At 38.3% G+C, this 14,158-nt stretch carries 12 protein-coding genes; 9 read left to right on the forward strand and 3 right to left on the reverse strand.

What is annotated here, in order from left to right:
* Positions 1-61: 61 nt before the first annotated feature.
* The 3 genes from ACOKFD_RS12355 to ACOKFD_RS12365 all read left to right on the forward strand — a co-directional run bounded on the left by ACOKFD_RS12355 (position 62) and on the right by ACOKFD_RS12365 (position 3,968).
* Positions 62-1,252 (forward strand): phosphoglycerate kinase, encoded by a 1,191-nt coding sequence (locus ACOKFD_RS12355; RefSeq protein WP_422858202.1) that lies wholly within the window; start codon positions 62-64, stop codon positions 1,250-1,252.
* A 118-nt stretch (positions 1,253-1,370) separates the two neighbouring features.
* A complete protein-coding gene (locus ACOKFD_RS12360; RefSeq protein ID WP_422858203.1) occupies positions 1,371-2,963 on the forward strand; it encodes a LysM peptidoglycan-binding domain-containing protein in 1,593 nt (530 codons plus the stop codon).
* A gap of 12 nt (positions 2,964-2,975) precedes the next feature.
* On the forward strand, positions 2,976-3,968 hold the full coding sequence (locus ACOKFD_RS12365) for a DUF4837 family protein (protein ID WP_422858204.1): 993 nt from the start codon (positions 2,976-2,978) through the stop codon (positions 3,966-3,968).
* Between the two features lie 90 nt (positions 3,969-4,058).
* Here ACOKFD_RS12365 and ACOKFD_RS12370 read toward each other — a convergent pair whose 3' ends face one another.
* The 3 genes from ACOKFD_RS12370 to tatA form a co-directional block, all read right to left on the reverse strand.
* Positions 4,059-4,229, reverse strand: coding sequence for a DUF6747 family protein (locus tag ACOKFD_RS12370; RefSeq protein ID WP_298996123.1), 171 nt, complete (start codon positions 4,227-4,229; stop codon positions 4,059-4,061).
* A 256-nt stretch (positions 4,230-4,485) separates the two neighbouring features.
* Entirely contained in the window at positions 4,486-6,555 is a 2,070-nt protein-coding gene (locus tag ACOKFD_RS12375) for an OmpA family protein (RefSeq protein WP_422858205.1), read from the reverse strand.
* Between the two features lie 209 nt (positions 6,556-6,764).
* Positions 6,765-6,959: a twin-arginine translocase TatA/TatE family subunit gene (tatA, locus tag ACOKFD_RS12380; RefSeq protein WP_298996120.1), complete on the reverse strand. Its 195-nt coding sequence runs from the start codon at positions 6,957-6,959 to the stop codon at positions 6,765-6,767.
* Positions 6,960-7,124: 165 nt separating this feature from the next.
* On the opposite strand from tatA, the gene ACOKFD_RS12385 reads away from it, so the two are divergent.
* From ACOKFD_RS12385 to rfbA, 6 genes are read left to right on the forward strand one after another with little or no spacing between them, the layout of a single operon-like run.
* The gene (locus ACOKFD_RS12385; RefSeq protein WP_422858206.1) at positions 7,125-7,994 is read left to right on the forward strand and encodes a M23 family metallopeptidase; all 870 of its coding nucleotides are present in this window, start codon (positions 7,125-7,127) and stop codon (positions 7,992-7,994) included.
* Entirely contained in the window at positions 7,995-9,491 is a 1,497-nt protein-coding gene (locus ACOKFD_RS12390; protein ID WP_422858207.1) for a GH3 family domain-containing protein, read from the forward strand. It begins immediately after the preceding gene.
* A 56-nt stretch (positions 9,492-9,547) separates the two neighbouring features.
* The gene (locus ACOKFD_RS12395; RefSeq protein WP_422858208.1) at positions 9,548-11,230 is read left to right on the forward strand and encodes a DUF6909 family protein; all 1,683 of its coding nucleotides are present in this window, start codon (positions 9,548-9,550) and stop codon (positions 11,228-11,230) included.
* 4 nt (positions 11,231-11,234) lie between these two features.
* Entirely contained in the window at positions 11,235-12,230 is a 996-nt protein-coding gene (locus tag ACOKFD_RS12400) for a hypothetical protein (RefSeq protein ID WP_422858209.1), read from the forward strand.
* On the forward strand, positions 12,217-13,272 hold the full coding sequence (gene rfbB / locus ACOKFD_RS12405) for a dTDP-glucose 4,6-dehydratase (protein WP_422858210.1): 1,056 nt from the start codon (positions 12,217-12,219) through the stop codon (positions 13,270-13,272). The genes ACOKFD_RS12400 and rfbB overlap by 14 nt, the downstream gene beginning before the upstream one ends.
* A 3-nt stretch (positions 13,273-13,275) precedes the next feature.
* Entirely contained in the window at positions 13,276-14,157 is an 882-nt protein-coding gene (rfbA, locus tag ACOKFD_RS12410) for a glucose-1-phosphate thymidylyltransferase RfbA (protein WP_422858211.1), read from the forward strand.
* Position 14,158 lies beyond the last annotated feature (1 nt).

Raw genomic sequence — 14,158 nt, forward strand, 5'->3', positions numbered from 1 at the left:
CAGCAGAATATAGGGAGCTAATGGGAAATCTTTACTTTTGAATTTCCTTAAACCATAGCATATGAGAACCATAGATAATTTCAACTTTGAAAACAAAAAAGCACTTATCCGTGTAGACTTTAATGTCCCCTTGGATTCAGATTTCAATGTCACGGACACCAGTAGAATAGAGGCGGCAAAACCGACCATTCTTAAAGTATTGGAAGATGGCGGTAGTGCCATTCTGATGAGTCACTTGGGTAGACCAAAAGGAAAAGTGAATCCAGATATGTCCCTTGCCCATATCTGCGAAAAGGTATCTGAAATTATAGGTGTTCAAGTAAAGTTTGTTGAGAATTCTGTGGGGGAGCTAGCTGAACAAGCCGCAGCCTCTTTGGAGAATGGGGAAATCCTGTTGTTGGAAAACCTCCGATTCCATGCCGAAGAAGAAAGTGGCGATGAATCATTTGCCGAAAATCTTTCTAAATTAGGAGATGTTTATGTGAATGATGCCTTTGGAACGGCCCATAGAGCCCATGCTTCTACTACTATTGTGGCCAAGTTTTTTCCCGAAAACAAGTGTTTTGGCTATTTATTGGCCAAGGAAATCAAAGCCATTGAAAAGGTGATGCAAACAGGTGAAAAGCCAGTGACGGCCATTTTAGGTGGAGCTAAGGTATCTTCCAAAATAACAATCATTGAGAATATTCTTGATAAAGTAGACCACTTGATTGTTGGTGGAGGTATGACCTATACTTTTGTTAAAGCCCAAGGCGGAAGTGTTGGAGACTCAATATGTGAGGATGATAAAATGGATTTGGCATTGGAAATTTTAAAACAGGCAGAAGCCAAAGGAGTTGAGGTACACCTACCCGTGGATGTCTTGGCGGCAGATGATTTTGACAACAATGCAAACACACAATTCCTAAGCGTAAATGAAATCCCAGATGGCTGGCAAGGACTTGATGCTGGACCACAAACCTTGGAAAATTTTAAAGAAGTCATATTACAGTCCAAAAGTATTCTTTGGAATGGCCCGGTTGGGGTTTTTGAAATGGAGAACTTTTCCAAAGGAACCATTGCCGTGGGCAACGCTATTGACGAGGCCACACAGAACGGGGCATTTTCCTTAGTTGGTGGAGGTGATTCCGTTGCTGCAGTAAAGCAGTTTGGGTTCCAAGACAAGGTGAGTTATGTTTCTACCGGCGGGGGTGCCATGTTGGAAAGTTTGGAAGGAAGAACTTTACCGGGAATAGCTGCAATATTGGACTAAAGCATTCGTTCTTAAAGGACTGAGTGTTTCAGGTTTAACGTATGTTTTAGAGCGAAAGTTTTAGTTTTTCGGAAAAAAAAGCCATTTTCGTTTGTTCCGAACCAAATCCAGTCCAAAAATGAATTTAGAATGTAAAGCAACCTTATCGTTGGTTTTTCTATTTTCTTGGGTTTTTATAACAGCCCAAGAAGCGGATAGCACGCGAATATCTTCATCAACAAGCCCTCAAATTGTTGTTGATTCCATTTCAATTGATGATTCTTCCATCTCTTCCCAGATGGATGGGATTATCTCAAAAGGAACCAATGGAAAGTTTGAACTGAAGGATTTGGAAGAAGCACGAAAAAGCGACAGCCTTTGGCTTAAAGAGCTTTCAAAAAGTGCAGATTGGTTCACTGAAATGTATGCTGAAGTTCAAAGTTCCGATGAAAAGGAAACGTATGAAATTGACCTGCCTACGGATACTTTGAAAGCAAGATTGGCCAGACTCAATGAAAAAACACCATTCAACATTGCCTATAATCCCTCACTGGAAAGTGTAATTAAATCATTTTTGGTTCGTAAAAGAGGTTTAATGGAGCGTATGTTGACTGCTAGCCAATTCTATTTTCCACTTTTTGAGCAAGAACTCGACAATCAAGATGTTCCACTCGAAATGAAATATTTGGCCATAGTGGAATCTGCATTGAATCCAAGAGCAAGATCAAGGGTTGGAGCCAAAGGTCTTTGGCAGTTTATGTACAGTACTGGCCGAATTTATGGTTTGGATGTAAGCAGTTATGTGGATGAAAGGAACGATCCTATATTGGCCACCAAGGCTGCTACAAAATATTTGTCCAAACTCTATGGTATTTTTAACGATTGGGATTTGGCACTGGCCGCATATAATTCTGGACCTGGAAATGTAAACAAAGCTATCCGAAGATCCGGAGGATATAAAAATTATTGGAACATTAGAAGGAACCTTCCCCGTGAAACAGCAGGGTATGTTCCCGCTTTTTTGGCCACCATGTACATTTTTGAATATGCCGATGAGCATGGCCTTAATAAAGTAAATGTGGATCGTCCGTATTTTGAAACGGATACCATCATTGTTAAAAACACAATCACCTTTGACCAGATTTCAAGACTGGTGGATATCAGCAAAGAAGAATTGGAAATGTTGAATCCTGCCTACAAGCTGAACATTATTCCAAAAATCAAAGGAAAAGAATACGCACTCCGTTTGCCTGTCTCCAAGATTGGAGCATTTGTGAACAACGAAGAAGCCATTTATGCCTATGCCAAAAAGGAATTGGATTCTTTGGAAAAACCCCTGCCACAGCTGGTAGAGACCAAAAATCAGATACGATACAAAGTCCGCAGTGGAGATTATTTGGGCAAGATAGCTGAGCGATATGGCGTGGGCGTAAGTCAGATAAAACGATGGAACGGACTTCGCAGTAATAACTTAAGAGTAGGACAACGTCTCACTATATTTCCAAGAAAGCCGTATACTCAAAAGGTTGCGAAAACTTCAAAGCCAAAGGTGTCCACTGAAGGAGCGGCAAAGGCAGGAAAGATACATGTTGTTCAAAGTGGTGATTCGCTTTGGACAATTTCCAGAAAATATCCAGGAATTTCTGTGGATAATTTACGAGAATGGAACGGTATTAGTGGGAACAATCTAAAACCTGGCACAAAACTTAAATTGTGCGAGTGTTCTTCGTAACTTTAGAACAATATGAAAAAATTTGGAACACTACTGGTCATCTTATCGATGGCCTTGTTTGCTTGTAAAGATTCAGGCAAGAAAGAACGCTTTTTACCACCATCCACGGGAGGAATCAACTCTCTTATGGTGGTCATGGATACTGAATTATGGAAAGGTGCTGTAGGAGACAAGGTAAGGGAACATTTTGCCGCCCAAGTTCTGGGATTACCTCAGGCAGAGCCTATTTTCAGCATTACGCAGATTCCCCCTCAGGTATTTAAAGGAGCTGTGACTCATTCAAGATCTGTTCTTTTTGTGGAACAGGACAGCCTATCCTTGGCGCACATTAAAACCAATGTGTATGCAGAACCACAAAAAGTTGCGGTCATCAAAGGAGAGACATATAATGACCTTGCTGGAAATATCGAAAAGCTATCCGGTCAGGCCATTTCCTCATTTAAAGAGGTTGAAATAAACGAAGCCCAGAAAAGATTTACGCGCTCTTTAAGCAAGGAAAAGGCTTTGCAGGAAGAGTTGGGCATTTCGTTGCGCATACCTTCATTATATAAACTTGGAAAGCGCGAAAAGAACTTTGTTTGGATGGATATTCAAATTCCTAAAGGCACCATGAACATTATTGCTTATGAAATGCCCAAAGAGAGCTTTTCGACGGATTCCACCTTCGTGCGTGACATCATAGAAATGAGGGACTCCATAGGGAAAATGCACGTTCCCGGCCCTTATGAAAATACATTTATGATTACGGAAAAGGCTTTTGCGCCTTATGTGCTTCCTGCAGAAATTGGCGGAAAAAAAGCCGCCGAAGCAAGAGGAATATGGGAAATAAGCGGATATCCCATGGCCGGGCCATTTTTAACGTATATCATAAATGACGAAGCGAACCAAAGAAAGTTGGTTTTAGAAGGTTTCACTTTTGCGCCTTCAGCAGAAAAAAGGGATTATATGTTTGAGCTAGAGGCAATATTACGCACCGTTAAGTTTGAATCGGAAATAGGTTCGTAGCCGTACAAAAATCTCAAGAATAGATTCAAAAAAGCCCAGCATGTTCTAAGTGCCGGGCTTTTTCGTTCTTTAAATGCTTAAGAGTATTTTTTAGTCAAAAGCGAATCCTGTGGCTATTCTGAAAACGAATGCGTATAGCACTATAAAGAACATAATGAAACAAAACCAGGAGAACACTTTAAAATATCTTTCCAAGATGATGTGGCCTAAGTTTTTAAAAGCCTCCATATAAATCTCTTTAACAAGTAATAATCTTTTCATAAGTATATATTTTAAGATTTAAAGACAAGACAAATTTTGCGCTTTCGCTTTGGACTTGAAGAAAGTGAAGGACAAAATGCAGAAAAAGAATGATGAAAACATCGGGGGTATCTTTAACTCCCACGACCTTCATACTTTTATCGATTAACGGTATTGCCTGCGATAAGTCTTAAAGATGAAAAGTATCGATGAAATGCAATCTAGGGATTGCAAATGGGTAAAAGGGTAAGGTAAAAAAGGAATTTTGGTAGAGGGCTTACATGTTTACAATGATAAACTCTGACCTTCTGTTTAGATTATGATTTTGTCCGCTACAACGCACGCCATCGCCGCAATCATTCAAAAGACGTTCTTCGCCATATCCTATGGCACTTTCAATACGGGAGGCTTCTATTCCTTTGGAAACAATATAGTCCCTTGAAGATTTGGCTCTCTTATCAGACAAATACTTGTTGTAAGCTCTGGTTCCACGAGAATCTGTATGGGATTCAATACGAATGACCATTTCGGGATGGGATTTCATTAAATCCACCAACTTGTCCAATTCTTCTGCAGCCTGTGCCTTTATATTGAACTTGTCAAAATCAAAATAGATGTTCTCGGTATTTACCTTGAGCACTTCATTTTCGCGAACTACCAATTCTTTAATTGGAGTTATGGATTGTTCCAGAAAAATCCTTTCATTGTTCTTGGTGCTCACTTGGATTTTTTCCTCTACAAACCCTTCTTTCAATGCGACCAAACTATATTTTTTGGATGGAAGAAGTTCGTCAAACACAAAATTACCCAAACTATCTGTTGTGGTCTCCACTAACCTCTCTCCCTCTTCATTGAACAAAGCGACCGTAACGTTATCCAGAAGCTCTTCATTTTCTATATTGTTTATAACACCAGCTATTGCATTTAGGTTAAGGATGTTTTTAAAAGAATAGATATCATCATCACCTTTACCTCCTTTACGGTTAGAGGCAAAATATCCTTTTTGACCTTCTTCATCAATTATGTATGAGAAATCGTCTCGATTACTATTGACGGGCTTACCCATGTTTATCGCCACATTGAAGAGTTCCCCGGAATAGTCGGACTTATAGATGTCCAGCCCTCCTACTCCCATGGTCCTGTCTGAAGAAAAATATAAACTTGTCCCAGTTACATAGGGAAACATCTCTTTGTACGGAGTATTTACGGATTTACCCAGATTTCTGGGCTCAGAGAACTTCCCATTTTCCAAAATGTCAACCACATAGATGTCGGTTAGGCCAAATCCACCTGGGCGATCGGATACGAAATACATTTTTTTGCCATCTGGGCTTACTGATGGATGTCCATTGGAATAGTTTTCACTGTTAAACGGTAGCTCTGTTGCTTTGGTCCATTCTCCATCTATAAAATTGGAGGTGTAAATTTTTAAATGATTCACTCCTTTCTTACCTCTCTTTAACTTCTTTTTCTTTCCATAGTTGTTTCTGGTAAAGTAAATGGTTTTCTGGTCTGGAGAGAATGCAACGGAAGCTTCATGGTACTTTGTATTGATTTTTTTTGAAAGCTTTCCGGCACCAACTAAATCTTCCTGTGATCCGTTCTGGCGGGCTACATACAAATCCAAAAATGGTTGATTGTTCCATCGATAGCGTCTTGTGGTCAAGAAAGAGGAGTCCATGGCAGAGGCATAAACTACCTTCCCATCTCCATGAAACATAGGAGAGAAATCGGAATATTTTGAATTTATTGCCATGTTCTTAACTTCAACATAGGTAGAATTATCCCAAATGGGATTCTCACGGGACTGTACTTTTATCGTTTTTTCACGTTTCTGACGAAACAGCCGGGTAAGTCTAGCGGCTCTCTTATATCGCCCATTTGCCTTTAGGCTATGGTTATATTTAAAGAAACTCTCTTCAGTGATGTTCTCTTTGTGGTTTTGGTAGAGCTCATGGTACCATATATAAGATTTCTCCATGTTGCCACTATAGTAATGAGCTTCAGCGGCTTTTGACAATAGCTCAAAAGTATGTTCTTGGTCACTTTCTTCAAGGACAATATCATAAATTCGAGCTGCTTCGGCATACCACATTTTATCGAAGTATCCGTTAGCTTTGTTTATAAGTTTTTCTGCAATACCATTTTTTACGCCTTTTTGAGAACCCTCTTCTTCTTTCAGAGTTTTGGGAATTTCTTCTTCACCAGATGTTTCTGATTGTGTTTCAGCGCTAGACTCTTCCTTTACATCTTCAAATTGAATAAAGGAAACATCCTGGGCGTTGAGTCCAGACATGAAAGCGAGGGCAATAACCAAAGACAGCTTTCTCATTGTTGTTCTTTCCAAAACTAGGCTAGTTAGGTGTAATAAGCTGAAATAGGATGGCTTAAACCTAGTTTTACTATCAAATGCTAAAGTAAAATACCTTTAAGGGCAAAATAACTTTTTGTTGTGAAAGGTATTTTTTGTGGCATGTAAGCCCAAATAATGTAGTTATTGGTCGATGAATGTACCGCTAGTAGGGCCTTGAGGAATGTTTAAAACAATAAAGAAGCCTAAGAGTCAGACTCTTTTGGACCGTCCAATTTCTCATCTTCCTTAGATGCATCCTTGAATTCTTTGATTCCACTACCCAGACCACGCATTAATTCAGGAATTTTCTTTCCACCAAAAAGGAGAAGGACAACCACTACAATCAATACAATTTGCCAAGGGCCAAGCATTCCGAGAAAAATATTTAAAGCAATCATGATATTAAGTTCTTGCTAATAGAGTGTAAAAGTACTAAAAGAATAGCACATCGTTGCTTGTATTAACGAAAATTGGCGACATAGATTGTATTAACCGTAAAATCTGGCAAAAGCATTTTAAAAAGCTTAACATCTGAATTAAAATCTAAAGCTATCTTTGTCATTATGGCTACCAAAAAAAGAAAGCGCAAAGAACTCAGGCGAAAGCTGTTGCACAAGTATCGTTTGGTTATTCTCAATGAGAATACTTTTGAGGAAAAGATTTCTTTTAAATTGAACCGGATGAACGTTTTTGTCACCGGAACATTGTTCATCATTGTTTTGATTGGCCTTACCACGCTCATTATAGCCTTTACACCATTAAGGGAGTATATACCGGGTTATTCCTCTACAAGATTAAAAAGACAGGCTACGGAACTTACCTATAAAACAGATTCATTAGTGACAGTTCTAGATTATACCAATAGGTATTTAGACAATATTCGAATGGTTCTCAAAGGAGATATTGAAAATAATGAGACCAATAGAGATTCTTTGTTCGAGCGTTTTAAATTGGATCCTTCAACGGTAGATTTAACCCCGATACGTCAGGACTTGTTGTTAAGAGAAGAGGTAGAGCTGGAAGACAAGTATAATTTATTTGAACGAAGTGTGGAAAATGTGGAAGCGTTATTGTTTTCCCCACTGAATGGTACACTTTCCCAAGGTTTTGATGCGCGTTTGAAACATTATGCTGTAGATATTGCAGCTCCGAAGGGAACTCCCGTTAAATCTGTGGCCAACGGGACTGTGCTATTTGCCGAATGGACTTCGCAAACAGGGTATGTTATAATTGTTAAACATCAAGATGATTTGACCTCGGTTTATAAGCACAACGGATCGTTGAGCAAATCACAGGGCGACTTGGTAAGAGTGGGAGAGGTGATAGCAGAGGTTGGCAATACCGGTGAATTAACAACAGGTCCACATCTTCATTTTGAACTCTGGAAAAATGGTAAACCCATAAATCCGCTAAACTACATAGACTTTAAGTAAATGTCCTTAAAAGCTATTGCTGCCAAATGGTTTGCCCGCTCTATTGCGAAAAAGACCAGTAAATGGGTAAATAATCCCATAAACACACAAACTCGGGTTTTTGAAAATCTCATTGAACGAGCTAGATTTACCCAATTTGGAAAGGACCATGATTTCCAAGACATAACAACCCATCAAGATTTTGTAGGCAAAGTTCCTATTAGGGACTATGAGGATTTAAAACCCTACGTTGAGCAAATAATAGCTGGCAACACAGATGTACTATGGCCAGGAAAACCCATTTATTTTGCAAAAACTTCAGGAACCACTTCAGGGGCAAAATACATTCCAATTACAAAGGAGTCTATAAAACATCAGGTAAATGCTTCCAGGAATGCTATTCTGAATTATATTGATGAAACTGGAAATACCGCCTTTGTTGATGGAAAAATGATTTTCCTTCAAGGCAGCCCAGTGTTGGAAGAAAAAGGAGGAATTAAACTGGGAAGACTGTCTGGAATTTCGGCACATTATGTGCCTGGCTATCTCCAAAAAAATCGTTTGCCTAGTTGGGAAACCAATTGCATTGAAGATTGGGAGACCAAGGTGGATAAAATTATTGAAGAAACGGAATCACAAAATATGACAGTGATTGCGGGCATCCCTTCATGGGTTCAAATGTATTTCGAAAAACTACAGGAAAAGACCGGAAAAAAGGTGGGAGATATTTTTAAAAACTTTCAGCTTTTTATCTACGGTGGAGTCAATTATGAGCCGTATCGCTCAAAATTTGAGAAGCTGATAGGCAAATCGGTGGACAGCATAGAACTTTTTCCAGCAAGTGAGGGGTTTTTTGCGTACCAAAACTCACAAAAGGACCCTGGAATGCTTCTTTTGCTGAATTCGGGAATATTTTACGAGTTTGTTAAAGCCGATGAATTCTTTTCAGAAGACCGTAAACGTTTAACCTTGGCCGAGGTTGAGCTGGATGTTGATTATGCCATGATAATTTCAACCGATGCAGGATTATGGGCCTATAACATTGGCGATACCATTCGGTTTATTTCAAAAAACCCTTTTAAGATTGTTGTTTCTGGAAGAATCAAACACTTTATATCTGCTTTTGGTGAGCATGTGATTGCCAAGGAAGTGGAGGAAGCCTTAAAATTGGCGGTTTCCAACTCAGACGCCGTGGTAAATGAATTTACTGTGGCACCACAACCATCACCCAAAGAAGGAGAACTGCCCTATCATGAGTGGTTCATAGAATTTGAAAATGAACCTTCAGAACTTAGTCAGTTTTTATTGGATATTGATCAAAGCATGCAAAACCAGAACAGTTATTATTTTGACTTGATTGAGGGTAAGATTCTGCAGCCACTTAAGATTACCCAAATAAAAATAGGGGGTTTCAAAGGATATATGAAAACCATTGGCAAATTGGGAGGGCAGAACAAAGTACAGCGATTGGCCAATGACAGAAAGGTCGCAGAGGGATTAAAACCTTTTCGGAAGTAGGGTAAAATAAAGATGCTCCATTCTTCGGAATTCGTGTATTTTTGCCAGAAGTTAAGATGGCTACACGAATAAAACAAACAACCCGGGCGCAGGAATCAACAAATGCCATAGAACGGCTATATATCACCATGCGTCACCTGCTCAACCGTGGGTTTTATAAACCATCTGGTGTATCTGGTAACGCACTACGGAGTGCACTTTTGGTTTTACGCCCTGAAATCTATGGAAGCATAGCAGAAGAGAAGGCCGAACTCAATGGTCTTATTTACGTCCTAGAACGTTTGCCAGAGGGAATTGAGGAATGTCGCTTTATAAACTTAACTTCTGATGAAGGTTTTTCTAAATCACACTTGAAACCTATAATCCCCCCCAAGCGTAGAAGAAATTGCTACCGTATTGACGATGAGCAAATGAACATTGAAATTACAAGAGGCCGCAGCGATATTTATGACATTTTAACCCACCTTACCTTTCTTTTTGTTGAGTCGGGAAAAATATCAAAGCGCGTTTTGGTAGATGATGGAAAAGCCACTATCCGAGACTGGGAAAAACTTGTTGAGTTTGTGGAAAAAGAGGAAAAAGAAGACGCTGAAAGGGAGGTAGCATTAATCCACACCGCAAATATACTGGGTAGAACTTATGAAGAGGTTGTGGAAATGCATAAAAGACTCGAAACCATCAATAAAAAAGACCGCTTCCTCAACGTTATGTATTGGTTGGGAAAGTTGGCCATAGAAGAAGAGGTCTCTGGAAACAAAAGGACAATCACATTCAGTCCGTTGCTCCGTGAGAGACTGGGTCACCACATACATGGTGAGCGCTGGGCGGAAACTATAAAGAACACCTTAGAAGAGCAAAATCTTTTACATAGACCCATTCATATTATAAGTGCAAATATGCACAGTGTTATGAACTCTCTTTTTGCCAGGAAAGCGCTATCTGAGGAATTTCCAATTTCCAAATCATTGGACATTTATGAAGCATTGAGCTCTGCTGAGAACAAAGGATTTCAAAAAAAGGTTAGGACTTGGGCTGAGGAGAACGGTATGATTTTCTTAGATGATAACTCCGGCGCCAATATCGATATACAGATATTTGATTCTGCAAAATTTGGAAAAGGAGCATGTTGTTATGATTTTGATGAGGAAATTCAAGAAGATGGGAAACCGGTTATTTTTGTAATGGATTATGCTTTTGGGGAACAGGCTTATGAGACTATTGATGAGTTATTAAAACCAATAGAAAATAAAGCAAACAAACGGTTTCTAAATGTAGATTCAATTTCCATAATGGGAAAAGCAGGAATTTTGGAAGGAGGTAAAGGAGATTTGATGATACCATCAGCACATATTTTTGAAGGTACTGCGGATAATTACCCATTTGAAAACGAACTATGTTCCAAAGATTTTGAAGGACAAGGTTTAAAGGTTTTGGAGGGAACCATGGTTACCGTATTAGGAACGTCACTTCAAAACAAAGATATTCTTAAGTTTTTTAAAGAATCGACATGGAATGTAATTGGCTTGGAAATGGAAGGAGTGCATTATCAAAAAGCAATACAGTCAGCCTCTAAAATAAGGAAGAGTATAAACAAAGAGGTAAAAGTTAGGTATGCGTACTATGCCTCAGATAACCCTTTGGAAACTGGAAGCACTTTGGCTTCTGGAGGATTGGGAACAACTGGGGTAAAACCTACGTACCTTATAACGGATAGAATTTTAAAGCAAATATTCAGCTGATAGTATGGAAGAACAACAAAAAAACCATAACACGTCTGATGAGATAGATTTGGGACAATTGTTCCAGATGATAGGTAGAGGATTTAACAAGCTGGGAATAGGTTTCCTGAGATTGTTTCTATACTTAAAAAGACGCGCATTTATTTTGGGGGGCCTGATATTGTTGGGTTTAGGAATAGGCTATGGCCTTAATCAGATTACCGAGGAAAAGAAGAAGATAGAAGTTATAGTGAAACCAAATTTGGATAGTAAAAATTATTTGTATGACGTAATTGACGAGATTCAGAGTAATATAAAATCTAAAGACACATCTTTTTTTAAAAGCTTAGATATTCCGACTGATAATTTGGGCCAATATGAAATTGCGGTTGAGCCAATAGAAGGAAAAAAAGACAAAAAGGAAGATTTTGAATTTCTTGAGCTTTTGGAGAAGTTTCAAAACAACTCAGATTTTTCAGATCTCTTGCGATCCGAAATGCTCAAAAACAGTGTTATAAATCATAGGATAATAATTACCTTCAAAAATCCAAAGGACGGACAGCTTTTTGCTAAGAAGATATTGGAATACATTAATGACGTTGAGTTTTTCAATCGGCTCTTAAAAACAAGCAATGAAAATGCCTCGTCTCGGATAAAGCAAAATGAATTTCTAATTCAACAAATAGATATTATTATCGCAAACTACACCAAAAGCATTCTTGAAGATAAAGGCCAATCGGCAGATAACACAATTTCTTTGGATAATGAAAAGCCTATGGATGTAACAGGTCTCTTTGAATTGAAAAATAAATTAATTGAAAATTCAGAACGAAAAAAACTAGAAATGCAAATACGGAATGAACCAATCACTGTGCTTAATTTTGGAAAATCAAAACAAGTAGTTAAACCTTTTTTTGGAAAAAACTTGGTATTGATACCGTTTTTGTTTGTTGGATTATTTTTTACAATGGAATTCATTCGATTTCTCAACAGAAAAGCTACCATACATGGCTCAAACTAAGTCTATACTTGTAACAGGTGGAGCTGGATTTATTGGTTCTCATGTAGTTCGACGTTTCGTACTAGAATACCCAAAATATGAGATTTTCAATTTAGATGCTCTTACTTACGCAGGAAATCTAGAGAACCTAAGAGATATTGAAAAGAGGCCCAACTATCATTTTATTAGGGGAGATATTGTTAGCGGAGAATTTGTTGAAAAACTTGTAAAAGAACATGAGTTTGATGGAATAATTCACCTTGCTGCTGAATCGCACGTTGATAGATCAATAACTGACCCACTTGCTTTTGTTAGAACAAATGTGATAGGAACAGTTAATTTATTGAATTCCGCAAGAAATGCTTGGGGAGAAAGTACATCTGACAAGCGGTTTTATCATGTTAGTACAGATGAAGTATATGGATCTTTGGGTATGGAAGGTTTGTTTACAGAGATGACAGCATATGACCCAAATTCGCCATACTCCGCATCAAAAGCAAGTTCGGATCATTTTGTACGTGCCTATGGTGAAACATATGGATTGCCGTATGTTGTTTCAAATTGTTCAAACAACTATGGACCTAATCATTTCCCAGAAAAGTTAATACCGCTGTTTATTAATAACATTATTGAGAATAAGCCACTTCCCGTTTATGGAAATGGGAAGTTTACCAGAGACTGGCTTTATGTAGAAGATCACGCAAGGGCGATTGATATAGTATTCCATAATGGAACAAATGGAGACACCTATAATATAGGCGGTTTTAATGAATGGCAAAACATAGATTTGGTTGAATTACTTTGTGAATTGATGGATAAAAAACTAGGAAGGAATTCCGGAAGTTCCCAAAAGCTAATTACTTATGTAAAAGATAGGCCAGGGCATGATTTGCGTTACGCCATAGATGCCACTAAGATAAGTAAAGAGTTGGGCTGGAAACCTTCAGTTACTTTTGAAGAAGGACTTGAAAAAACGATAGATTGGTATCTTAAAAACAAAAAGTGGCTTTCTAATGTGACTTCAGGAGAATACTTAGAGTACTATCAAAAACAATATCAATAAACTATGAAGGGAATAATATTGGCAGGAGGTTCCGGAACCAGGTTATATCCTTTAACACAAGTTGTTTCAAAGCAATTGTTGCCTGTGTATGATAAACCGATGATATATTATCCGCTTTCGGTTTTAATGTTATCGGGAATCAAGGAAATTCTTATTATTTCAACCCCAAAGGATTTACCCAATTTCAAAAATCTATTGGGAACAGGTAGAAGTCTAGGCATAAATTTGGAATATGAGGAACAACCATCTCCAGATGGTTTGGCACAAGCATTTATCATTGGAGAAAAATTTATAGGAGAAGATGATGTTTGTCTGGTTTTGGGGGATAATATTTTTTATGGTTCAGGTTTTCAACAGCAACTTGCAAATTCGGTTAGATTGGTCAAGGAAGAGCAATCGGCTATTGTTTTTGGCTATTATGTAGATGATCCTGAGCGCTATGGAGTTGCCGAATTTGATGAAAATCACAACGTAATTGGAATAGAGGAAAAACCCAGTAAACCAAAATCAAATTATGCGGTAATTGGACTTTATTACTACCCAAACTCTGTTATTGAAGTTGCAAAAAAAGTAAAACCGTCCTCTAGGGGGGAACTGGAAATATCTAGTGTAAACCAAGCATTTTTGAACAATAAGCGGCTGAAATTGCAGATAATGAGCAGAGGATATGCCTGGTTGGATACAGGAACGCATGAGGCATTGGCAGAAGCAACAGACTTTGTAAAGACAATAGAGAAGAGAACAAGCTTAAAAATAGCCTGTTTAGAGGAAATTTCTTTTAGGATGGGCTATATTGATAGAGAAAGGCTTGAAAAACTAATTGAGAAACAATCTAAAAGCTCATATGGAGTTTATTTAAAAAAGCTGATAAATACAAAATTATGAA

The organism is Flagellimonas ulvae (genome assembly GCF_049333175.1).
GTDB lineage: Bacteria > Bacteroidota > Bacteroidia > Flavobacteriales > Flavobacteriaceae > Flagellimonas.

What these genes read in the sequence shown, in the direction of transcription:
- ACOKFD_RS12355 (WP_422858202.1), top strand. Translation starts at nt 62, where the DNA reads ATGAGAACCATAGATAATTTCAACTTTGAAAACAAAAAAGCACTTATC.
- ACOKFD_RS12360 (WP_422858203.1), top strand. Translation starts at nt 1,371, where the DNA reads ATGAATTTAGAATGTAAAGCAACCTTATCGTTGGTTTTTCTATTTTCT.
- ACOKFD_RS12365 (WP_422858204.1), top strand. Translation starts at nt 2,976, where the DNA reads ATGAAAAAATTTGGAACACTACTGGTCATCTTATCGATGGCCTTGTTT.
- ACOKFD_RS12370 (WP_298996123.1), bottom strand. Translation starts at nt 4,229, where the DNA reads ATGAAAAGATTATTACTTGTTAAAGAGATTTATATGGAGGCTTTTAAA.
- tatA (WP_298996120.1), bottom strand. Translation starts at nt 6,959, where the DNA reads ATGATTGCTTTAAATATTTTTCTCGGAATGCTTGGCCCTTGGCAAATT.
- ACOKFD_RS12385 (WP_422858206.1), top strand. Translation starts at nt 7,125, where the DNA reads ATGGCTACCAAAAAAAGAAAGCGCAAAGAACTCAGGCGAAAGCTGTTG.
- ACOKFD_RS12390 (WP_422858207.1), top strand. Translation starts at nt 7,995, where the DNA reads ATGTCCTTAAAAGCTATTGCTGCCAAATGGTTTGCCCGCTCTATTGCG.
- ACOKFD_RS12395 (WP_422858208.1), top strand. Translation starts at nt 9,548, where the DNA reads ATGGCTACACGAATAAAACAAACAACCCGGGCGCAGGAATCAACAAAT.
- ACOKFD_RS12400 (WP_422858209.1), top strand. Translation starts at nt 11,235, where the DNA reads ATGGAAGAACAACAAAAAAACCATAACACGTCTGATGAGATAGATTTG.
- rfbB (WP_422858210.1), top strand. Translation starts at nt 12,217, where the DNA reads ATGGCTCAAACTAAGTCTATACTTGTAACAGGTGGAGCTGGATTTATT.
- rfbA (WP_422858211.1), top strand. Translation starts at nt 13,276, where the DNA reads ATGAAGGGAATAATATTGGCAGGAGGTTCCGGAACCAGGTTATATCCT.